General features: G+C 67.0%; 18 protein-coding genes. 7 read left to right on the top strand and 11 right to left on the bottom strand.

All coding sequences use genetic code 11. The features are described 5' to 3' along the window. Positions 1 to 67: 67 nt before the first annotated feature. From RSO01_RS30815 to RSO01_RS30800, 4 genes are all read left to right on the top strand, one after another. Complete coding sequence (locus tag RSO01_RS30815; RefSeq protein WP_147154403.1) at positions 68 to 3,259, top strand: efflux RND transporter permease subunit; 3,192 nt, start codon at positions 68 to 70, stop codon at positions 3,257 to 3,259. Further along, on the top strand, positions 3,256 to 4,419 hold the full coding sequence (locus RSO01_RS30810; protein WP_147154402.1) for an efflux RND transporter periplasmic adaptor subunit: 1,164 nt from the start codon (positions 3,256 to 3,258) through the stop codon (positions 4,417 to 4,419). The genes RSO01_RS30815 and RSO01_RS30810 overlap by 4 nt, the downstream gene beginning before the upstream one ends. 121 nt (positions 4,420 to 4,540) lie before the next feature. Further along, on the top strand, positions 4,541 to 5,620 hold the full coding sequence (locus tag RSO01_RS30805) for a catalase family peroxidase (RefSeq protein ID WP_147154401.1): 1,080 nt from the start codon (positions 4,541 to 4,543) through the stop codon (positions 5,618 to 5,620). Beyond that, positions 5,617 to 6,195 (top strand): cytochrome b, encoded by a 579-nt coding sequence (locus tag RSO01_RS30800; protein WP_147154400.1) that lies wholly within the window; start codon positions 5,617 to 5,619, stop codon positions 6,193 to 6,195. Before RSO01_RS30805 ends, RSO01_RS30800 begins: the two co-directional genes overlap by 4 nt. Here the strand turns inward: RSO01_RS30800 and RSO01_RS30795 are convergent. Then, on the bottom strand, positions 6,183 to 7,046 hold the full coding sequence (locus RSO01_RS30795) for an urea carboxylase-associated family protein (protein WP_147154399.1): 864 nt from the start codon (positions 7,044 to 7,046) through the stop codon (positions 6,183 to 6,185). The genes RSO01_RS30800 and RSO01_RS30795 overlap by 13 nt on opposite strands. A gap of 49 nt (positions 7,047 to 7,095) precedes the next feature. Here RSO01_RS30795 and RSO01_RS30790 point away from each other — a divergent pair, with 49 nt between their 5' ends. Together RSO01_RS30790 and RSO01_RS30785 are read left to right on the top strand one after the other, a co-directional pair. Continuing rightward, a complete protein-coding gene (locus tag RSO01_RS30790; protein WP_147154398.1) occupies positions 7,096 to 7,686 on the top strand; it encodes a DUF1989 domain-containing protein in 591 nt (196 codons plus the stop codon). 3 nt (positions 7,687 to 7,689) lie between these two features. Further along, positions 7,690 to 8,349 (top strand): DUF1028 domain-containing protein, encoded by a 660-nt coding sequence (locus RSO01_RS30785; RefSeq protein WP_147154397.1) that lies wholly within the window; start codon positions 7,690 to 7,692, stop codon positions 8,347 to 8,349. 3 nt (positions 8,350 to 8,352) lie between these two features. Here RSO01_RS30785 and RSO01_RS30780 read toward each other — a convergent pair whose 3' ends face one another. Continuing rightward, positions 8,353 to 10,560: a YfgM family protein gene (locus tag RSO01_RS30780; protein ID WP_147154396.1), complete on the bottom strand. Its 2,208-nt coding sequence runs from the start codon at positions 10,558 to 10,560 to the stop codon at positions 8,353 to 8,355. Between the two features lie 10 nt (positions 10,561 to 10,570). Continuing rightward, a complete protein-coding gene (locus RSO01_RS30775; protein ID WP_147154395.1) occupies positions 10,571 to 11,764 on the bottom strand; it encodes a DUF3142 domain-containing protein in 1,194 nt (397 codons plus the stop codon). 160 nt (positions 11,765 to 11,924) lie between these two features. Here RSO01_RS30775 and RSO01_RS30770 point away from each other — a divergent pair, with 160 nt between their 5' ends. Then, positions 11,925 to 13,100, top strand: a complete 1,176-nt coding sequence (locus RSO01_RS30770; RefSeq protein WP_170303487.1) for a phytanoyl-CoA dioxygenase family protein — start codon at positions 11,925 to 11,927, stop codon at positions 13,098 to 13,100. Here the strand turns inward: RSO01_RS30770 and RSO01_RS30765 are convergent, their stop codons facing one another. The 8 genes from RSO01_RS30765 to RSO01_RS30730 all read right to left on the bottom strand — a co-directional run. Continuing rightward, positions 13,101 to 14,708: an ATP-dependent acyl-CoA ligase gene (locus RSO01_RS30765; protein ID WP_147154393.1), complete on the bottom strand. Its 1,608-nt coding sequence runs from the start codon at positions 14,706 to 14,708 to the stop codon at positions 13,101 to 13,103. Positions 14,709 to 14,723: 15 nt separating this feature from the next. Continuing rightward, positions 14,724 to 15,242 carry a MarR family winged helix-turn-helix transcriptional regulator gene (locus tag RSO01_RS30760; RefSeq protein WP_147154392.1) on the bottom strand — a complete coding sequence of 173 codons (519 nt, stop codon included), beginning with the start codon at positions 15,240 to 15,242 and terminating at the stop codon, positions 14,724 to 14,726. A gap of 24 nt (positions 15,243 to 15,266) precedes the next feature. Further along, positions 15,267 to 15,995, bottom strand: coding sequence for an SDR family oxidoreductase (locus tag RSO01_RS30755; protein WP_147154391.1), 729 nt, complete (start codon positions 15,993 to 15,995; stop codon positions 15,267 to 15,269). Then, positions 15,992 to 16,780, bottom strand: coding sequence for a cyclase family protein (locus RSO01_RS30750; RefSeq protein ID WP_147154390.1), 789 nt, complete (start codon positions 16,778 to 16,780; stop codon positions 15,992 to 15,994). The genes RSO01_RS30755 and RSO01_RS30750 overlap by 4 nt, the downstream gene beginning before the upstream one ends. Before the next feature lie 14 nt (positions 16,781 to 16,794). After that, the gene (locus RSO01_RS30745; protein ID WP_147154389.1) at positions 16,795 to 18,036 is read right to left on the bottom strand and encodes an SDR family NAD(P)-dependent oxidoreductase; all 1,242 of its coding nucleotides are present in this window, start codon (positions 18,034 to 18,036) and stop codon (positions 16,795 to 16,797) included. Continuing rightward, a complete protein-coding gene (locus tag RSO01_RS30740; protein WP_147154388.1) occupies positions 18,033 to 19,205 on the bottom strand; it encodes a thiolase family protein in 1,173 nt (390 codons plus the stop codon). Before RSO01_RS30740 ends, RSO01_RS30745 begins: the two co-directional genes overlap by 4 nt. Before the next feature lie 154 nt (positions 19,206 to 19,359). Then, positions 19,360 to 19,845, bottom strand: coding sequence for an aromatic-ring-hydroxylating dioxygenase subunit beta (locus RSO01_RS30735; RefSeq protein ID WP_147154387.1), 486 nt, complete (start codon positions 19,843 to 19,845; stop codon positions 19,360 to 19,362). 2 nt (positions 19,846 to 19,847) lie between these two features. Continuing rightward, positions 19,848 to 20,748: RHO alpha subunit C-terminal catalytic domain-containing protein (locus RSO01_RS30730; RefSeq protein WP_147154386.1), on the bottom strand; the 901-nt coding region annotated here is incomplete at its 5' end.

The following is a 20,748-nucleotide window of genomic DNA, read 5'->3' as shown; positions in this document are numbered from 1 at the left end:
GGGAAAGTCCCGCAGCAGGGCTTCTATTGGCGACATCCAATCCTCGAGGCAGGGGAACAGGAGCGTCATGGGGCTGGTTCGGTTCGCGCTGCGATTTCCTTACACATTTTACGTCGCGGCCGCGCTGATCCTGTTCCTCGGCAGCATCGCCGCATGGACCATGCGCACCGACATCTTCCCCGAGATCAAGATCCCGGTGGTGACGGTGATCTGGAGCTACACCGGGCTCAACACGCCGGAGATGGAGCAGCGCGTCACCACCTACAGCCAGTACGCCATCTCGGCCAACGTCAGCGGCATCAAGAACGTTGAGGCCCAGACCATGGCGGGCCTGTCGGTGCAGAAGATCTACTTCCAACCCGACGTAAATCTCGACCTCGCCATCTCCCAGATCGTGGCCGGGACCAATTCCATCCGGGCCCTGATGCCGCCCGGCATCCAGCCGCCCGTCGTCGTGCAGTTCAACGCCTCGAGCGTGCCGGTCCTGCAGATCAGCCTCTCCTCCGACACGCTGAACGAGCAACAACTCTATGACTACGGCATCTACCGTGTGCGCCAGCAGCTCGCGCCCATCCCCGGCGTCACCCTGCCGACGCCAGCCGGCGGCAAGTACCGCCAGATCATGGTCGACATCGACCCCGCCAAGCTGGTGGCCAAGGGCCTGACGCCGCTCGACGTCGTGAACGCCGTCAACGCCCAGAACCTCACCGTGCCGTCGGGCACCGCCAAGATCGGCGACCGCCAGTATGTCGTGCACACCAACGAAATGCCCACTTCGATCGACGCGCTGAACGACATTCCGATCAAGGTGGTGAACGGCGCCACCGTGTTCGTGAAGGACGTCGGGCAGGTCCATGACGGCTGGCTGGTGCAACAGAACGTCGTGCGCAAGGACGGCAAGCGCTCGATCCTGCTCAGCATCATCAAGAACGGCAACGCCTCGACACTGCAGGTCGTCGATGCCGTCAAGGACGCCCTGCAGACGATCCGCAAAGCCGCCCCGCCGGGCCTCGAGATCAACGAGCTGTTCGACCAGTCGGTGTTCGTCAAGCAGGCGCTGGTCGGTGTGGTGCGCGAGGGCGCGATTGCGGCCGCGCTGACCGCGCTGATGATCCTGCTGTTCCTGGGTTCATGGCGATCGACGCTGGTCGTGATGATCTCCATTCCGTTGTCGATCCTGTCGTCGCTGGTCGCGCTCTACTTCCTGGGCGAGACCATCAACACTCTGACCTTGGGCGGCCTGGCGCTCGCGGTCGGCATCCTGGTCGACGATTCCACGGTCACGATCGAGAACACGCATCGCCTGCTCACCGAGGAGCACCAGCCGCTGCCGCAGGCGACCCTGCACGGCGCCGCCGGCATCGCCATCCCCACCCTCGTCTCGACGCTTGCCATCAGCTCGGTGTTCACGTCGGTCGTCTTCCTCGACGGCCCGGCGAAGTACCTCTTCACACCGCTGGGCCTGGCCGTCGTATTCGCCATGCTCGCCTCCTATGGCCTGTCGCGGACCCTGACGCCGATCACCATCGGGCTGCTGACCAAGGGCGAGAGCCACGCGCCGCCGACGAGCCGGCTCGGCCGCCTGTTCAGCGCCACGCATCACGCTTTCGAGCGCGGCTTCGAGGCCATGCGGCGGCAGTACGTCGAGTTGCTGAAGGTCCTGCTCGGCCACCGGTTCATCGTGCCGTCCATCGCCGTCCTGGTGTTGGCAAGCTGCGCGGTGCTGTTCACCCTGGTCGGGCGCGACTTCTTCCCGGTGATCGACGGTGGCCGCATCCAGCTGCATGTCCGCGCGCCGGCCGGCACCCGGATCGAGGCCACCGAACACCTGTTCCAGGCGATCGAGGACAAGATCCGCGAGGCCATCCCCGAGTCCGACCGCGAACTGATCGTCGACAACATCGGCTTGCCGGCGCGGCCCTACAACCTCGCCTTCACCGACGGCTCGACGATCGGCGTCAACGACGGCGTCATCCTGGTGGCCCTGAAGGACGGCCATGCACCGACCGAAGATTACGTGCGCAAGCTGAGGCACGAGCTGCCGGGCGCCTTCCCGCAAGCCGTCTTCTACTTCCAGGCGGCCGACATGGTGACGCAGATCCTGAATTTCGGCCTGCCGGCGCAGATCGACGTTCGCACGGTGGGCTACGACCGCGCCAACAACCTCAAGGTTGCCCACGAGCTCAGGCGGCGCATGGCGAGCATACCGGGCCTCGTCGATGCCCATCTGCAGCAAGAGGTCGACGCCCCGTCCTTCTTTGCCGAGATCGACCGCACGCGGGCGGCCCAGCTTGGGCTGAACGCCAACACCATCGCCAGCAATGTCAACGTCAGTCTCAGCTCGTCGGAGCAGGTCACGCCGAACTTCTGGACCGATCCGACAAGCGGCATTCCCTACTACATCGCCGTCCAGACGCCCGAACGCCAGGTCGCCTCGCTGAACGACCTCGCCAACACGCCGGTGTCCTCGGCCATCGCCACCGACACCAACGTGCCGGGCGTCCCCGTGCCGGGCCTGCTCAGCAACGTCGCGACGGTGCGGCGCGACAGCATGCCGACCAACAGCAACCAGGCGAACATCCAGCCGGTCTACGAAGTCTATGCCAGCGTGCAGGGCCGCGATCTCGGCCGCGTGTCCGACCAGATCCAGGCGATCGTCGCCGACCTGCAGAAGACGCTGGCGCCCGGCAACACCATCCAGGTGGTCGGCCAGATCCAGAGCATGAACGACTCCTTCACCAATCTCGGCATCGGGCTCGTCTTCGCGGCGGTGCTGGTCTACCTGCTAATGGTCGTCAACTACCAGAACTTCGGCGATCCGCTGGTCGTGTTGCTCGCCCTGCCGGCGACCTTCTGCGGCATCCTCACCATGCTGTTCGCCACCGGCACGTCGCTCAGCGTGCCCTCGCTGATGGGCGCCATCATGGCCATCGGCGTCGCCTCGGCGAACTCGATCCTGCTCGTGACCTTCGCGCGCGAGCAGACCCAGGCCGGCATGAGCGTTCTCGAAGCGGCGATCTCTGCCGGCCACACCCGTATCCGGCCGGTGCTGATGACGGCGGCGGCGATGATCGTCGGCATGGTGCCGATGGCGATCGGCGCTGCCGGTGAGGAGCAGAACGCGGCCCTGGCGCGCGCCGTCATCGGCGGGCTGCTGTTCGCCACGCCGACGACCCTGCTGGTCGTGCCCTGGCTGTTCGCCAAGTTGCGCGCCGGCGCCGGCCGCTTGAACGGCGCCGTCTTCGAGGAGGTCCCATGAGGTACCGAGGCATATTGATGGCGGCGGCCGTCGCGGCGGTGGTCGCGGGGACGTTCGCCCTGGGTGGATGGAAGCTTTACGCCCGCGAGGAAGCGGCGGTGGCGAACACCGAGTTCCGGCAGAGCTTCGTGCCACAGGTGCGCGTGGCCACGGTGGCCGCGACGAGCGGTGAGCTGGTCGTCAGCCTGCCGGCCACGACTTCGGCCTTCGCTGCGGCCAACATCCTGGCCCGCGCCAGCGGATACATCGCCACGCGCTCGGTCGACATCGGCGATCACGTCAAGGCGGGCGATCAGCTCGCCACCATCGTGGCGCCCGAGCTCGACCACCAGATCTCGCAGGCCGATGCGACGCTCAGCCAGCTCGAGGCGGCCGCCAAGCAGGCGCGCGCCAATCAGAAGCTGGCAAGCGTTACCTGGCGGCGCGACGAGCCGCTGGTCAAGGAAGGCTGGATACCCAAGCAGCAGGGCACGATCGACGTGCAGACGCTGCGTGCCAACGAGGCCGCGGTGAGCGTCGCCGAAGCCAACGTCGTGGCCCAGCAGTCGGCGTTGCAGGTGCTCCAGCAGCAGAAGGCCTACCAGAGCGTGGTGGCGCCGTTCGACGGCGTCATCACCCAGCGCAACATCGACATCGGCAGCCTGGTGCAGGCCGACGCCGTCAACAGCACCTTCATGTTCACCATCCTGCAGAGCAACGTCATCCGCACCCAGGTCTACGTGCCGCAGGATGCCGCCGCTGGCGTGGCGCCCGGCATCGACGCGGTGATCCGCGTCCCCGAACTGCCGGACCACCCCTTCCCCGGCAAGGTGACGCGCATCGCCGATGCATTGCAGCCCGGCACACGTACGCTGTTGGTCGAGATCGACATTCCCAATCCCGACGGCCTCCTGTCGGCCGGCATCTACGCCACCGCCGAGCTGCATATTCCGCGCAAGACGGCGAGCGTCACCGTGCCGGCGGGCGCGATCATCTTCAACCGCAACGGCGTGCAGGTGGCCGTCGTCGAGAACGGCGTGGCGCATCTGCGCAAGATATCGATCGCGCGCGACCGCGGCACCGAGGTCGAGGTCGTGGACGGCGTGAAAGCCGGCGACCGCGTGGTCCTCAATCCCGCCGTCGAGCTTTCAGACGGCGATCGGGTCGAGATCCGCACGTGACCCTGACTCTATTTCCCTCGAGGCGTGAACTTCCCCCCATGGTTCACGCCTCGGCGCCGGGCGGCATCCCCTGCCTCCCCAGCCGCCCGGCGCCCCCTCTTCACGTCCGTCGAGGTCGACCATGACGCGCCTCACCCTGCCCGTTGCGTTGCGCCTGCTCGCGATCGGCGGCGTCCTTCTTGTGCTGAGCGCGGTCTTCGCCATCGCTGCCGGATGGCTGCCACCGCACCGGCTCAGAGCAGCTACCATCGTCGATGCTCTGGAGGCCCATGACGGCCGGCATCCCGGATTCCGGCGCGCCCATGCCAAGGGCCTGTGCATCGAAGGATCGTTCTCGAGCAACGGCAACGGCGCCTTGCTGTCCAAGGCCGGGATCTTCGCCAAGTCCGACAGCCCGGTGATCGGTCGCTTCTCGACCGGCGGCGGCCAGCCTTATGCGGCCGACGGCCGCCTTGCCTTCCGCTCGCTGGCGCTCAGCCTCACCCAGGCGGACGGCGAGCAATGGCGCATGGCGCTGGACGACACGCCGATCTTCCCGGTGGCGACGCCTCAGGCTTTCGTCGACTTCCAGCGCGCCACGACGCCCGATCCCAAGACAGGCAAGCCCGATCCTGCGCTGGTCGACACCTACATGGCCGAGCATCCGGAGACCCGCGCCTTCGTGCGCTGGCAACAGGACACGCCATTGTCGACGAGCTTCGCCAATGAGACCTTTTACAGCATCAACGCCTTTCGCTTCATCGACGACACCGGCAAGACCTGGATGGTCCGCTGGTCGTTCGAGCCGGAAACGCCGTTCGAGGCGATCGACAAGGCGACGCTCGGCGCGCGGCCGGCGAACTTCCTGTTCGACGACGTCATCGCTCGGCTCACCCGCAATCCGCTGCGCTGGCACCTGATCGTGACCATCGCCGAGCCGGGCGACCCGACCGACGATGCGACCACGGTGTGGCCGGCGAATCGGAACCGGGTCGATGTCGGCACACTGGCGATCGACCGCGCACTGACCGAGGAGAACGGTGACTGCCGGAGCATCACTTTCGACCCGTTGATTCTGCCGTCCGGCATAGCGCCGTCCGACGATCCGCTGCTGCCGGCGCGCTCCGGCGCCTACGCCTCGTCGCTGGCGCGGCGCGACGGCGAGCACGGCAAGCCGAGTGCCTTGGCCGATGATCCCGAGGCACGGAGGGCACGGCCATGACATCACCCGCAACGCGTTTCCCGTTGGCGTTCCGGCTGCTGCATTGGTTGATGGCCATCTGCATCCTGGCGATGCTGTTCATCGGCGTCGGCATGGTGTCGACGGTGTCGGAGATGCGTACCTGGCTGATCGACCTGCACAAGCCGCTCGGCATCTTGATCCTTTGCCTGGCGGCGATCAGGCTGTGCATCCGGCTGGCCTATCCCGCGCCCGCATTGCCCGCCGACCTGCCGATCCCGCAGCGGATGGCGGCGCACCTGTCACATCTATTGCTCTATGTCCTGATGTTCGCCCTGCCGATCATCGGCTGGGCTATGCTGTCGGCCGGCGGATATCCGGTCCAGCTGTTCGGCACATTTGTGCTTCCGCCCATCGCTCCCATCGACGGGCCACTGTTCACTTTCCTGCGCCAGGCTCACACCGTTCTCGCCATGACGCTCTTCGCCATCATACTCGCGCACCTGGGCGCGGCGCTGTTCCATGCCTGGGTGCGGCGCGACGGCGTCTGGCAAGCCATGACGCTGGGCCACGGTCAGCGCCGGCTGCCGACCTCGTCGACCGGCTATGCGCCATGACGACGCGAGTATCGACTCTTCTCGGGTGACTGCCATTTCGCCAGGGCCGCCTCGTTCGGCTGGTAGACCTCAACCTTGAGCGGATAGCATTTCGCCGCGTCACTCGAATGACTGCTGCTGCAATCGCCGCCGGGACAGGCGGACAAGGCGCCCAGCAGGTCGATCTCGGCAAAGAACTCGATGAAATCGCCCGGCCGCACCGGACTGGCCTTCATGAAATACTGATGCGTGTCGTGCGTGAAGCCCGTGCACATGAAGACGTTCAGTACGTCGTGCACGTGGCGCTCCGCGGCAGAAACCGCCAGCCCTTCGTGGCCGGCGAGCGCCCGCGTCAGGTTGGAATGGCAGCAGTGATGGTATTCGTCGCCGCCCAGCAGCAGCTGGGTATAGGGATCGCACCTCGTGCCGATGACGTCATGCACGCCGCCGCCGTCGTCGTCCCAGCCGTACCAGTCGAGCGTGTCGTGGGTGATGGTCGCCAGCGGCCGCAGGGTAGGCAGCGTGCTCCACAGCCTGTCCCCTGTGCTGACATGGGTGGCGTGCAACGCGCGCGTCTTGCCGCTGAAGAAACGCTCCGACAGGTCGTGGGCGTTCCACAAATTCAGGTCGCCGACCTGCGGGCCTTCGATGCTGACGATCCTGAAGAACTGGCCGGCCGCGACCTCGAAGGTCCTGGCCTCGCGCGGCGGCACAATGGTTTCGCCGATCTTGGTCAGTCCCTGCCGCGCAGTTTCATAGAACTGCCGGTCGTATGGCGGTACCTTGTCCACGGAATAGCAGACGACCGCGGGCGCCTTGCGTCGCTGCACGGCGTCTGGTGGCGCCGCGTTCTGAGGAGATGATTTCACCATTCGCTCCTGGATATCCAGTGAAGCAATAACTGTGTAGGAAAACCGGTCAATGGAGACCATCCCCGCCCGTCGCGGCAAGGCAGCCCATGTGAAACGCGGTCAGTCGATCCGCATCGTCAACACGCATGGTGCCCAGGTCGTCGACACCTGGGCCTTCACCGCGGGCATGCTGACTGAGTTCATGTCCATGGAACACACGCGCGCCACGCTGACGAGCCTTCGTCCCAAGGTCGGCGACGGTCTCTACACCAACCGGCGGCGCAAGATCCTGACCATGACCGAGGACACCAGCCACGGCGACCACGACACGCTGATCGCGGCCTGCGACAGCGAGCGCTACATCCTGCTGGGCGTGAAGGAATATCACGACAACTGCACCGACAACCTGTTCGCCGCGATGCAGTCGCTCGGCCTCACGCCGCCGGAATGCCCCAGCCCGCTCAACCTCTTCATGAACATCCCCTGGACCGCCGACGGCCGGCTCTCCTTCGACCCGCCGACCACGAAACCGGGCGACCATGTGACCCTGCGCGCTGAGCTCGACTGCATCGTTGCCATGTCGGCCTGCCCGCAGGACATCCTGCCGATCAACGGCCGGACGGGCACGACCACCGAAGCACACTATGAGATCCTGGACTGAACCATGACCTTCTCGATCGCCGGAAGATGCGCCCGAACCGGCATGCTGGGCGCCGTCGTCACCACCTCATCGATGGCGGTCGGCGGACGTTGCGCCTATGCCTCGGCCAATGTCGGAGCCGTGCTGACCCAGCACCGCACCGATCCGCGACTCGGACCCAAGATGCTGGCGCGGCTGCGCGAGGGGATGGCTCCCGCCGACATCATCAGCGGCTTCGAGAAGACCGAGCCCGGCCTCGGTTGGAGGCAACTCGCGCTCATCGACGCCAAGGGCCAGGCGGCCTTCTTCAATGGCGGTAACATCTATTCGATCTGCAAAGGCCGCGTCGGCGGCGACTGCGTGGCGGTCGGCAACATCTTGCGCAACACCGACGTCGTCGACGCCATGGTGCAGAGCTTCGAAGCCAACGAGGCCCAGCCCCTGGCCGAGCGCCTGATGCGCGCCATCGAGGCGGGCGATGCCGCCGGCGGCGAGTTGAAGCAGATCAAGTCGGCCGGCCTGGTGGTTGCGCACCAGGAAAGTTTCCCCTTCGTCGACCTGCGGGTCGATCTCAGCCCGCGGCCACTGCAGGATCTGCGCTTCCTGTGGGAGCTTTACCAGCCGACCGCCGAGGAGTATGTCGGGCGCGCCGTCAATCCGGACGGAGCGCCGCGGGCCCTCTGACGCTCAGCTGTGCCGGTGCGCAGCGGCGCGGCTGCGCCGGACCACTACCGCCAGCAGCATGGCGCCAACCACCACGGCAAGTACCAGACCGATGTGGCGCCAGGCCGAGCCCGCCGTCTTCTCGATCCAGCCCGTGACGCGCCGCTGCCAGAAGGTCTTCGCCGCCTCGAAATCGGGCGGCGGGCATGTGCCGCCAAACGTTTTCGCCCAAGGCTGGTAGGCGCCAGTCGATATATAGCGTTGATAGATCGCCTGGGCCTTGGCCTCGTCGCGACTGGCGATGGCGTAGCGCGCCGCCCAGCAGAGCGTGGCGGCATAAGCCTGCGATCGCTGCGGCAGCAGATCGGCAGCGGCGAGCGCCCGGTCGGCGGCAATCGGGCGATAATGGAACCGGATATCGGGCTTGGGGGCGCTGGCCGCAAAGCGGCTCGCCTCGTCGGGTCCAAGCAACGGGCTCGGTGATGTGTCCTCGCCGCTTGGGCTCGCCTGGCCGATGCCGGAGGCGAAGGCGCCGTCCATGACTGTCTCATCGGGCGGGCCTTCCGTTCCCATCAGCGCCATGCCCCTCACACGGGTCAGCCTGGCCAGCTTGAACAGGGCTTCGGCGCGGGACACTCGTTGCCACGGCCATTCGAACCATCCCGCCCGCGTGGCCTCAAGCGCGGCGAGGTAGTTGCGCGCATCCTCGACATCGGCGCGGTCCGGATTGCGTTCTTCCGCCGTCGCGCCCGGCGCCCGCGGCGGAAAATAGGCCAGCGCCTCGCTGGTCCGCCCGACCCGGACCAGCCGCCGCGCCAGCAAGGCACGCAGGTTCGCCACGGGATCGGGCCGATCAGACTGGGCCTGCGGAGCGGATGGGGCTGGCAAGCCGTCGACGAACGCCTTCAGCTCGTCGACCGTCAGCACGCGTTCGGCGATGTAGATGACGTCGCCCCAGTAGGTCTCGGCCACAGGGAACAGCAGTTGCAGGGAATCGCGATATTCGCCCTGGCTCAACCGCATCACCGCGACTTCACCGCGCAGCCGGGTCTTGGCGTCATCGTCCAGCGTCCGACCGTCCTGACCGAGTGCCGTCAACGCAGTCGTCCAGTCCTTCACCGCGTCGGCTCGATCGCCGCGGCGTAACGCAAGCTTGGCGCGCACCCACAGGCCCAATGGCTGGGTCGCCTTCTCCGACAGCTTCTCGGCAAGATCGTAGCGTCCACCCTGATACGCCAGCGCAGCGAGGCGATCGAGGTCAGGCCCGGGCGCGGGCGCGGGCTGCGACAGAACGGCTTCGATCGTGCCGGCAACGATGGAGTCGAGATCGGTCGTGTCGTCCCAGGTGTAGTCGGGCTGTTTCGAGGCGATATAGGCCACGAGCAGCCGGCGGACAATCGGTTCGGCGAGGATGCGGCGAAGATCGACGTCCGGATCCATGAGCAGTCGAGCCACCTCGCCCAAGGACAACAAGCCAACCTTCGACCCGCGATTGGCCTGCTCGGCGTAGAGACGAACCGCGTTTGCGATCAGGCGAGGAGCGGCCGCGTCGTCGGTCGCGACGTCCACGGGCCAAGGCGACTTGATCAGGCCCGCCTCGATCAGGTCCAGGCGCGCCGCCTCGCCGAGGCTCGCGACCGCAAGGCCCATGGGATCCGGAGCACCCGCCTCGGCATAACGTCGCGCCGCCTGGAAGTCGGCCCGGGCCGATGCAAACTGCCCCAGCCGCTGGTTGACGCGACCGCGCATGTAGGCCGCGGTGACGGCGCGAACCTTCCTCTGATCGGCCGGCAGGCGATCGATCGCCTGGAAGTAAGCCATCGCCGCGTCGAGGCGGCCGGCGTTGAATTCGGTGGCCCCGGCGAGGTAGTCCGCCACCGCAACGGGAAGACCATCCGCAGCTGCCTTTGCTGCATCGCCGCTCTCGGCCCTGCGCGCCCTTTCGAGCCGGGTCAGCAGCCAATCGTTGGGGGCGGCGGGCATCAGGCCACGCCACGCACCGGACTGGATTTCCTCGCGCTCGGCGGCCAAGGCCTGATCGTCGACGGCCCCGTCGGATTCGACGGCGCGCAGGCTGTCTTTGGGCGTATCGACAAGGCGCGAAATCTCGAAGGCGAAGTTGAGCTCGACAGGCGCTTTCACCGTCCCCTCGCGACTGTCCAGAAGCTGCCAAGGAAAGTTCGGCCCACAGGCCAGCGCGACGCCGATGCAGGCTGCCGCCGCCAGGACCATCACGCCAAACCTATTGAACGACATCGAGTACCCTTTCCGGTTCAGTGCAGCGTGCCCAGCCGATGATGCGTTTGCGATTGGCGCGCAGCCGGCCATTGCCAGTCGCCTCGAGGACCAGCGGCCCGCCGGCAGAGGCAAGCCTGAAGCCATTGGCGCCGTCGGCGGCCTCACACGCCGGATCGAGGCGGACCTGGCGCGGCAGCGCCGCATCAGCGGGCCCGTCGTTGGACAAGGTGACCGTCCAAAGATCGGTGCGCTCAGCCGGCACGAGACCGGCGCTCAGTCGGACGGCCGGCAGTTCGCCCGCGATCACCGCCCGCCACGTCTGCAGACTCCAGGCGCGGGAGTCGGCGTCGGTCGGCAGCCGGAACCAGGCGATGCCTAAAAGGCCTTCCGGCGCGCCAAGGCGCATGGCGTTCAGGAATTTCAGGATGGCGTCGGGCGAGGCGCGCAACACCTCGCCGTTGGTCGCGCCGGCGCGCAAGGGCATCTCGCCTTCGACACTGGCCAGCCGTCCATCGGGCCGCCAGGTCACGCGCACGTCGTAGGCGGGAAGCGCCACGCGGAAAGGCCGGTGGATGCGCCGGCCGAACTCACGCACCCAGCGCTCGGCCTGGTCCGAATCGAACAGGCCGCGGCGCGGATCATCCACGGCGTGGACCTGCAGCACGATCTCGTCGAGATTCCGCGTCAGTTGCTCGAGCTGGCCCGAGGTCATCCAGGTCGGCAGCGCCGTGATCGAGAGTTTCAGGGATGGCGCCAGGCGCGACCGCAGCGCGGCAAGGAAGCGGCTGTAGGTCGCGAGCTTGGAGGTCGGGCAGTCGTAGTCGATCTCGACGCCGGCGAGGCTCGCCGACACCGACTCGATCCGTGCCATGACCTGATCGAGCATGGCCGGTATCCGGGCCTCGTCGAGCCGGCCGTCGATGCGGATCACGCCGATCACCGGCCTGTGCGTGGCGTGGATGTCGGGCCAGGGAATGCTGACCGCCGTCCAGCGGCCCGATGCGTCGGCCTCGGCCAACAGGAGACGCCAGGCACGGACGATGTCCGATGACCGGCTGACGCTCGAAATCACGTGGGGTGTCCAGGCGCGCTGCCAGACATAGGCATCGTGTGGCAGGGGCGTTGCCGTGGCCCGAATCTGCGGCATGGAGCCCGACAAGCCGATGACGCACAACAACACCGCGGCGAGCAACCGCATGACGCCTTCCCCTGGAACCGTCGCCGGCCCGGCTGAAGTCTACACCATCTCGCAGGAAGATTCTCTCGGCTTCGCCATGCGAGTGATGCATGCCGCGCCGCTTGGTCGGCGGGCGCGAGTCGGGATATCGTTTGCCACGCTTCTCTTTAGGGAGCCCGCCATGACGCTCGCCACCGCCACCGAGGCCACCCCCACCCCGCTCAGCGCCGTCGACCACGTGCGCGCCATGAGCGAGTACGGCCAACGCGCCGAGGCGCGCGCCTATGCGCTCGGCAATCGCGGCCCGATCCGGGTCGGCGCCGACGGTAAGCTGCTTCCCGAGATCCTCGAATCGTACTGGGCGAACGGCTTCTACGTCTTCCAGGGTGTTACCGGTCCCGAGGAACTCGCGGAGCTACGTGCCGACATCGACGCCGTGTTGTCGCGCGCGCCGGTGACGCCCGATGCGACGATCGACTACCAGGGGCGACCGACGATCGACCACGGGATCCTGAAGCCGCCCTATCGCTGGGCCAAGCCGTTGAGCGATCCGGTCGGCGGCACCGACGCCAACAACGGCCGCCATCCCGCAGCCATGCTGCAACCCGATCCGGGCAAGGATGCGCCGACCTGGACCGTCGAGCTGCTCGACGGCAACCTTCACCTCAGCGACGCCTGCCTGCGCCTCTACGGGCATCCCGGACTGCTGACTGCGGCGGCCTCGATCCTGGGCGACGATTTCGTGCCTTACAACGAAGTGACCTTCGTCAAGGAACCGGGGCTCGGCCCGTCGGTCGCCTGGCACCAGGACGGCACGACCCATTGGCACGCGGCCGACTGGGACCAGGGTGCGCACGGCTTCAACTTCATGACCCAGCTCTATCCCAGCACGGCCGGCAACGGCGTCTGGGTGCTGCCCGGCAGCCACAAGCGCGGCAAGGCCGACATCAAGCGGATGGTGGCCGAGAGCGGCTCCGACCGCATCGAGGGCGCGGTTCCCATGCTGTGCGATGCCGGCGATACGATCGTGACCAACCGCCAGCTGGTGCATGGCTCCTTCGCCAACAGCTCGCCCGACCGCCGCATCACGCTGAACGCCGGGTTCTTCCCGCGCAAGCGCGTGCTGAACGTCACGACCAAGCGCCTGAACGGCAATGTCGAGACCTATGACTTGACGCGCATCGAGGCGCGCACGCGCATCCTCCAGATCGCGATCGATGCGCGCCGGCAACGCTTTCCGCAGGAGACGCCCTACGCCTACCGGCCGATGATCGGCCGCGAGGACGAAAACCGCTGGAACGAAGCGACCCGCGCCAAGGTGCTGAAGAACTACAATCAGCTCGACATGTTCATCTGATCATCGCCGCTTGACGGTGATCCCCGCGGCCTCGCGGTCCCAGGTCTGGCCGGTGATGCCGCGTTCGCGCAGCTTGTACTTCTGGATCTTGCCGTTCTCCGTTGCCGGCAGGACGTCGACGAACTCGAGGAAGCGCGGCACGGCGAAGTAAGGCATGCGCATCTCGCAGAAGCGGATGATCGAGACCTCGTCGAGCGCGCTGCCGGGCTGGCGCACGATCGCCGCCATAACCTCGTCCTCGGCCAGCTCCGAGCGCACCGGATAGGCGGCGGCGGTGGCGATCTCGGGATGGCTCAGCAGCACCTGCTCGACCTCGAAGGAGGAGACGTTCTCGCCGCGCCGGCGGATCGCGTCCTTCAGCCGATCGACGAACTTGTAGTAGCCGTCGGGCTCACGGATGACGCGGTCGCCGCTATGGAACCAGAGGTTCCGCCAGGCCTCGACCGTCTTCTCGGGCGTGCCGAAATAGCCGGTGGCAAAAGCAAAAGGCGCGTCGGCGCGCAGTATCAGCTCGCCCGGCGTGCCGTCCGGCACCTCGTTGTCCTCGTCATCGACGACGCGCGCGGAAAAACCCTCGAACAGGCGGCCCATGGTGCCGGGCTTGCACTTGGCAATCGGCGAGCCGATCACGAAGTTGGTCTCGGTCGAGCCGTAGCCGTCGAGCAGGGCGATGCCTGTGCGCCTGGTGAAGTCGGCATGGAAATGGCCGGGCACGCCGGGCGCCAGCGCAATGCGCGTGCGATGTTGCTGCTCCGCGGGCTCGGCCTCGCGCGACAGCAGGATCGGCACCATGGCGCCCAGCAGGTAGGTCACGGTCGAGCGCCGTGCCGCCAGCGTCGTGAAGAAGGCTGATGCCGAGAAGCGGCTTTCGAAGATCGCCGTCGCGCCCGTGATCAGCGCCTGGAAGAAGGTGTTGAGCGCGTTGGTGTGAAACAGCGGAAGGGTCGTGCACAGGATGTCGTCGCCGCTGACGCCCAGCAGATGCGCCGTGTTGACGCCCCACCAGAAGAACTGCGCATGCGGGCAGCACACGCCTTTCGACGGGCCGGTGGTGCCGGAGGTGTAGAGGATCGCCAGCGTGTCGCTGGGCCGGACCGACGCCGCGGGCACGGCCTCGCCCAACGCCGGCAGAGGCCTGGCGATCGGCGGCGCCTTCGCGCCGGTCGTCGAATCGATGACCCAGATCGTCTCCAGCGGCAGGGTCGCAAGATCGACATGCTCCAGCGCGCCCAGCAAGGCCGCTTCGATCACCATGAGCCGGGCGCCGGAATTCTCCAGGATGTGGCGCAGCTGCAGGCCGCGCGAGGCGGTGTTGATCGGCACCAGGATGGCGCCGAGCCAGGCGGCGCCGAGGAAGATCTCGATGAACTCCGGGCGGTTCTCGCAGATCAGCGCCACGCGGTCGCCCTGCCCTACGCCGGCAGCGCGCAGCCGGCCGGCCGAGCGCGCCGCGAGCTCGGGCGCCTCGGCGAAGCTCCAGCTTGTCTCGCCTGCCTGCACCAGCGGCTTGGCGCCGAACTTCCTGGCCTGGGCCTGCAGCATGACGGCCACACTGCGATCGTCGGGGGCGAAGAAGCGGCCGGCATCGAGCGGTTCACGCGTCGTCATCGCAGCATCCATCGGTCAGCTCTTCACATGCAGGTCGAGATTGCGCTGCAGCAAGGTCAGGTTCTGCAGCAGCTCCGATTGCGCCTCCGAGCTCAGCTCGCCCAGGATCGACACCACCCACTCCTCGTGCCGGTGTGCCATGCGCAGGAAATTGTCGCGACCCTTGCGGGTCAGCCGCACGATCGTGCTGCGGCGGTCCTTGGGATCCTCGCGACGCGTCACCAGGCCGGCGGCGGCGAGCTTGTCGACCAGGCCGGTGATGGCGCCGTTGGAGACGATCAGCCGGCGCGATAGCTCGGACATGGTGAGCCCATCGGGGAAGCGTTCGAGCTGGGACATCACGTCGAAGCGCGCCATCGATGTCTTGAACTCCTTGCGCAGGCGCTGGCTCAGGATGCTCTCCATCTTCATCGAGCAGGAGATCATGCGCAGCCACAACCGGAGCTCGAGATGGCCCTTGCCGGCGAGCGGCATGTCCAGGTTCACGCGATCGCGCATCCGAGGGGCTGCCGGTTTGACGATGACGTCGCTCATGGCAACTCCTTCAGATGACGCTGTTCAAATGACAAGGGTGCCGACGCTGGCACCGCCGCAGACATAGAGGACCTGGCCGGTGACGAACGAAGACTCGGCGGACGCGAAGAAGAGCACGGCGTTGGCGACGTCCTCGGGCTTGCCCAGCCGCTTCATCGGGATGGCGTTGGCAAGCGCCGTCTCGCGCTCGCTGCCCGCCGGCACGATCTCGTGGAACATGTGCGTGCCCTGGATCGGGCCGGGCGCCACCATGTTGACGGTGATGCCGTGCGGCGCCAGCTCCAACGCCCAGGTGCGGCCCATGCCGATGATGCCGGCCTTGGTCGCCGAATAGGCGGTGCGGCCCTGCGCCCCCAGCGCCGCGCGCGAGGAGATCAACACGACGCGGCCGAAACCCGCTTCCTTCATGCCGGGCAGCACGGCCGACAGCAGGGTCAACGGGGCGCCGAGATGGAGCTGGGCCAGCGCCGCGATGTCGTGCGCCTTGGCCTGCTCGACTGGATTGGGCCGGATGACGCCGGCGTTGTGGACGATATGCGTGACGCGATGCTCGCGCGCGACTTCCGTCGCCACCTCCGCGGTTGCCTTGCTGTCGAACAAATCGACGGCGCGGCTTTCCAGCTGCGGATGCGACCAGTCGGGCTTGTCGAGCGCCAGCGACACGACGTGATAGCCGCGCTCGAGCATCGCCTTGGCGATGGCGGCGCCGATGCCGCCGCTGGCGCCGGTGACGATGGCGGTGCTTTGGCTCACGCCGCACTCCGCGGGACCAGCGCCAGCACGCGCAGAGGGCTGCCCGAGCCGCGGCGAATCTTCAGCGGCGCGGCCAGGATGACAGCCCCTGTCGGTGGCAGCAGGTCGAGATTGGTCAGGCACTGCAGGCCGTAGCGGCCCTTGCCGTGCATGTAATAGTGCGCGGGATAGGGCGGGTTGAAATGGAAGGCCTGGCCCGCATCGGTGCCGATGGTCTCGGTGCCAAGGCCGTGCACGTCGCGCTCCTCGACCAGGAAACGCACGGCCTTGGGACACGGGCCCGGCGTGTGCTGGCCGTCCTCCTGCATGTTGACGTATTCGCGACCGGAGCGCTTGGACCAGTCGGTGCGCAGCAGCACCCAGTTGCGCGACGGGATTCGGCCATGCTGCTTCTCCCACGCCTCGATGTCGGCGACCGTGAGCTCGTAGTCGGAATTCTTGGCCGACTGCTTGGAAATATCGATGACCACGGCCGGGGCGATGAAGTCGCCGGGCGGGATCGTGTCGACGGAGTTGTGCGGCAGGTCCTTGCCGGAGATCCAGTGCACCGGCGCATCGAAGTGCGTGCCGGTGTGCTCGCCCATGGAGATGTTGTTCCAGTACCAGGCCCCACCGCGCTCGTCGTAGCGCGACACCTCCTCCATGCGGAAGGGAGCGCACTGGCCGAGCTCGGGCGGCATGACGATGGTGGGAAACTCCGGCGTCAGCGTGTGGGTGAGATCGACGACGGCGATGTCGCCCTGGGCGATGGCGCCGGCGAAGGTTGCCAGGTTGGAAGAAGCCATGTCGCTGCTCCTGCTCATGAGCCGAGCTCGCGCTCGAGCGCCTTGGGACTGACGGCCAGGCGCGCGCGGATGTCCTCGGCGATGTCGCCCACGAAAACGTCTTCCAGCCCCTGCTGCAGGGCGCGCACGGTCGCATTGGCCAGCGCCGACGGCGCGACCTTGGGCGGCGGCACCGCCTGGTACCATTCGGTCTCGAGCGGGCCAAAGAAGACGTTCAGCACCTTCACGCCGCCCGGCCGCAATTCGGCGCGCAGCGACTGTGCCGCCGACAGGCACGCCGCCTCGGTCGCCGAGAAGGCGCCGTAGGCCGGCCAGTTCGCCAACGCATAAACGGACAGCAGGTTGACGAAGGCGGCGGCCGAATTGACGCCGTCGGCACCGCGCGCGCGCAGGACCGGGCCGAAGCTCTGGGCCAGTCGCGTCAGGCCGAAATAGCGCACTTCCAGCTCCTCGCGCGCAACGGTCAGCCCCTTGCGCTCGATGATGCCGCCGGTGCGCACGTATTCGGCGGTGTTGATCAGGATATCGACGCGCGGGGCGTACTCGCCGGCGCATTCGTTGACCGAGATCGTGTCGGTGAGATCGAGCGCTACGATCTCTACGCGCTCGAGCTTCCTGAGCTTCTCCTCGCCGGGGAACGGCTTCCACGGATCGGCAATGCCGACGAACACCACGCTGGCGCCCGCCTTCGAGCAGGCCTCGGCCAGCGCCTGGCCGACGGCGGTGCGGCCGTCGGTGATCAGCACGCGGCGGAATTTCGGATCGCAGGTGAGCTCGCGCCACTGCGGGTCGTCGGCCATGTTCGGGGTATCCTCCGCGGGCAGCGCCATGGCGATGGCCTGGCCCGATTTGTCGAGTTTCAATGCCAGCCGCGTCCGCTCGCCCTCGCGCAGGTCGCCGTGCAGATGCGCCACGATCGAGGGACCGGCATCGAGCTGCACCGTGCCGATGCGCCACGGCATGCGCTCACGGAAATAGACGTCGGTCGAGGTGCGGATCGTCGTCTCCGCCAGCAAGGTGCCGCGATTGTCGACATCGCGGAACGGCAATCGCGCCGACAGGCAGCGCGGGCAGGCGTCGCGCGGCGGATAGATCACCGCGGCGCAGTCGGCGCAGACTTGCAGGCGAAAGCGGCCTTCGGCGGCAGCCTCGGTCAGGCCGAGCGCGGTGCGGCTGCGCACGCCCTGAGGCAGCAGCGGAACGCGCGTCTTCTTGAGCGGATTCTTGCGCTTGGGACGGACCAGCGGCTCGGTCATGCGTTGCCTCCCGCCAGCAGCGCCGCACCGCTCGCCAACCCGCGGTCGTAGGTGATCATGCCGAAACCCGAGACCAGGCCGATCTTCGCGTCGGGCACGGCGGCACCCAGCGATTCGCCGGTGACCTGGCGCACGGCTTCGACGAGGCCAAGGAAGCCGCCAGCCGCGCCGGCCTGGCCGACCGAGAGCTGGCCGCCCGAGACGTTGTGCGGAAAGCTGCCGTCGGCGGTGAGCGTGTGCGAACGCACGAAGTCGGGGCCCTCGCCCTTGGCGCAGAAGCCCAAATCCTCCATCTGCATCATGCAGATCACCGGATAGTCGTCGTAGGTCTGCACGAAGTCGACGTCATCGGCCGTCACCCCCGCCATGGCGTAGAGTTCCGGCACGTCCATCACCCAGCCGCCGCGATACTGGATGGGATCGTCGGGAAAGGCGTTGTGGCGCTCGATGGTGGCGAGCAGCCGCGCTGCCGGCATTCCCTGCCCTTTTGCCACGTCCTCGCGGCAGACCAGGAAGGCCTCGGCGCCGGCGCAGGGCATGACGCAATCGAAGAGATGGATGGGATCGGAAATGGCGCGCGCGCCGAGGTATTCGTCGAGCGTCAGCGGCTTCTTCATCAGCGCATAAGGGAACTTCAGGGCATTGTCGCGCTGGGCAACGCAGATCTTGCCGAAATCCTCGCGCGTGGCGCCGTAGTGCTTCATGTAGTTGCGCGTGATCAGCGCGAAGCCCGAATTGGGCCCGCCCGAACCGTAGGGATAGACGGCATCTTGCGCGAACCGCGAGAAGGTCGACAACATACGGCGGAAGGAATCGACCTGGTTGGTGTCACCGGCGACACAGACCACGAACTCGGCATCGCCACACTGCACCGCGCGCGCCGCGCGACGCAGGGCGACGACGCCGCTGGCGCCGCCCAGCGGCACGTGATCGAGCCAGCGCGGGCTCAAGCCGAGATGCTGGGTGAGGCCGACCGCGGTGTCGGGGCCGACGGTGAAGCTCGACAGCGACAAGCCGTCGATGTCGGCGCTCTTGAGGCCCGCGCGCTGGAGCACTTCGCGCACCGCGCGCCCGACCCACCAATGCGCGGTGTTGGTCGAGTAGCGCCGGTACGGGATGGTGACCGGCGCGGCGATGACGATCCCGTCGTAGGGCTGCCGGGTGCTCATACTACTTTTCCGTCATCCCGAGCGAAGCCGCCCGAAGGGCGGCGCAGTCGAGGGACCTCGTCTTGTCGATGCGTCTCCAGAACAGGTCCCTCCGCTACGCCTCGCTGCGCTCGGCTCCGGTCGGGATGACGGGTGTGTTCAGCCATCTGCCGCTTCACACAAAAAGCTGGATGCTGCCGAGCGCCGCATCGCAGTTGATGAGGTCGACGCGCTTCAGCCGGATTTTCAGGGCACCGTCGATCGTGGTGAGATGGTGCGTCACCCAGGCCGCGTAGAGTGTCTGCTCCTCGGCCCGGCTTTCGATATAGTGCATCGGCGTCCAGGTAACGTAGTGCCGTTCACCGTCGTCGCGCTCGTCGACCTGCGGCAATTGCAGCACGTGGTGGCAGCGGCTCTTGGGGCTCTGGCTGTAGGTCGCCTTGCCCTTCAGGCGGTCGACGCGGATCCTGAGCAGCAGCTTGTCCTCGTACATCAGCGAGGTGGTGAGCCGGGGATCGGTCTGGCCCCATTCGACCGGCATCCAGTAGTGGCCGTCCTCGGTGAAGAGGTCGAGCCAGTCATCCAGGCGCTGCTGGTCCAGAAGCCGCGATTCGCGCACGACGAAGTCGATCAACTGCTGGTCGGTCGGAACGAAAGCCATCGTCACGCGCCCATGGTCATGAATTTCGTCCAGGCGCGGAACTGGTTGCGCATCTGCCCTTCCGACGTGCCGTCAGTCACGACGTTGCGCTGCCCCGGTTCGTCGGCGGCATAGAGGCGCTGGATGTTGACCCATTCGTTTCCGTTGCTGGCCAGGCCCGCCTGGGCGCGCTCGTAGACTTCGAGATCGTCATGGCCCACGATCGAGGTCGGCGCATTGACCAGCCGGTTGTACATCACCGTGCGCTCCAGCAGCATGTCCGGCGCGCCCACCAGACGAAACGCCCACGATTCGACCAGCGTCTTGTTGGCGGCGACCGGCTTGAAGAGGCGCAAGAGCTGGATCGGCCCCTTCACCGTGACGTTGGGGAAATAGACCGTGTTGTGCCGGTTCTCGCCCAGGATCGCTTTGGCACGTTCCTCGCCATAGGCCGCCGTCATCTGGTCGAAGTATCCCGGCACGGCCGAATAGTCGGAATGGATGGAATGCGACACGCCGGTATGGCCGTGGCCGTTGTCCCAGATGCGGATGCCCATGGTCTGGAAGAACTCGTACGGGCTTGCGAACGGCGCATAGATCTCGACAGCCATCGGCTTCTTGGCGCCGGCCGGGGCCGACTTCCATACATCGACTGTCGTGCCCGCCGAGGACTGATGGGCGATCATCGGGTGGCAGGTGTCGGTCAGGTTGTCGACCAGCATCTTCCAGTTGCAGGCGTGCCTGTAGCGCAGCACACCGCCTGCCACTTCCAATTTTCCGGCCGGCGAGCGGTCGACCATATTGTCGATGCTCGAGAGCGCCTCGCCGAAGAATTCGTCGAAGTCCGGCCCGACATCAGAAAGCTTGCCGAAGACGAAGCCGCGATAATTGCGGACATGGCGCACCGGCGTCATGCCACGCGCG

The organism is Reyranella soli, from assembly GCF_007992495.1.
GTDB classification, from domain to species: Bacteria; Pseudomonadota; Alphaproteobacteria; order Reyranellales; family Reyranellaceae; genus Reyranella; species Reyranella soli.
The sequence above is the reverse complement of the archived record's forward strand: the minus strand, read 5'-3'. Positions and strand labels throughout refer to the sequence as shown.

Coding starts and splice junctions, on each gene's coding strand:
- RSO01_RS30815 (WP_147154403.1), top strand. CDS start 68: ATGGGGCTGGTTCGGTTCGCGCTGCGATTTCCTTACACATTTTACGTC.
- RSO01_RS30810 (WP_147154402.1), top strand. CDS start 3,256: ATGAGGTACCGAGGCATATTGATGGCGGCGGCCGTCGCGGCGGTGGTC.
- RSO01_RS30805 (WP_147154401.1), top strand. CDS start 4,541: ATGACGCGCCTCACCCTGCCCGTTGCGTTGCGCCTGCTCGCGATCGGC.
- RSO01_RS30800 (WP_147154400.1), top strand. CDS start 5,617: ATGACATCACCCGCAACGCGTTTCCCGTTGGCGTTCCGGCTGCTGCAT.
- RSO01_RS30795 (WP_147154399.1), bottom strand. CDS start 7,046: ATGGTGAAATCATCTCCTCAGAACGCGGCGCCACCAGACGCCGTGCAG.
- RSO01_RS30790 (WP_147154398.1), top strand. CDS start 7,096: ATGGAGACCATCCCCGCCCGTCGCGGCAAGGCAGCCCATGTGAAACGC.
- RSO01_RS30785 (WP_147154397.1), top strand. CDS start 7,690: ATGACCTTCTCGATCGCCGGAAGATGCGCCCGAACCGGCATGCTGGGC.
- RSO01_RS30780 (WP_147154396.1), bottom strand. CDS start 10,560: ATGGTCCTGGCGGCGGCAGCCTGCATCGGCGTCGCGCTGGCCTGTGGG.
- RSO01_RS30775 (WP_147154395.1), bottom strand. CDS start 11,764: ATGCGGTTGCTCGCCGCGGTGTTGTTGTGCGTCATCGGCTTGTCGGGC.
- RSO01_RS30770 (WP_170303487.1), top strand. CDS start 11,925: ATGACGCTCGCCACCGCCACCGAGGCCACCCCCACCCCGCTCAGCGCC.
- RSO01_RS30765 (WP_147154393.1), bottom strand. CDS start 14,708: ATGACGACGCGTGAACCGCTCGATGCCGGCCGCTTCTTCGCCCCCGAC.
- RSO01_RS30760 (WP_147154392.1), bottom strand. CDS start 15,242: ATGAGCGACGTCATCGTCAAACCGGCAGCCCCTCGGATGCGCGATCGC.
- RSO01_RS30750 (WP_147154390.1), bottom strand. CDS start 16,780: ATGGCTTCTTCCAACCTGGCAACCTTCGCCGGCGCCATCGCCCAGGGC.
- RSO01_RS30745 (WP_147154389.1), bottom strand. CDS start 18,036: ATGACCGAGCCGCTGGTCCGTCCCAAGCGCAAGAATCCGCTCAAGAAG.
- RSO01_RS30740 (WP_147154388.1), bottom strand. CDS start 19,205: ATGAGCACCCGGCAGCCCTACGACGGGATCGTCATCGCCGCGCCGGTC.
- RSO01_RS30735 (WP_147154387.1), bottom strand. CDS start 19,845: ATGGCTTTCGTTCCGACCGACCAGCAGTTGATCGACTTCGTCGTGCGC.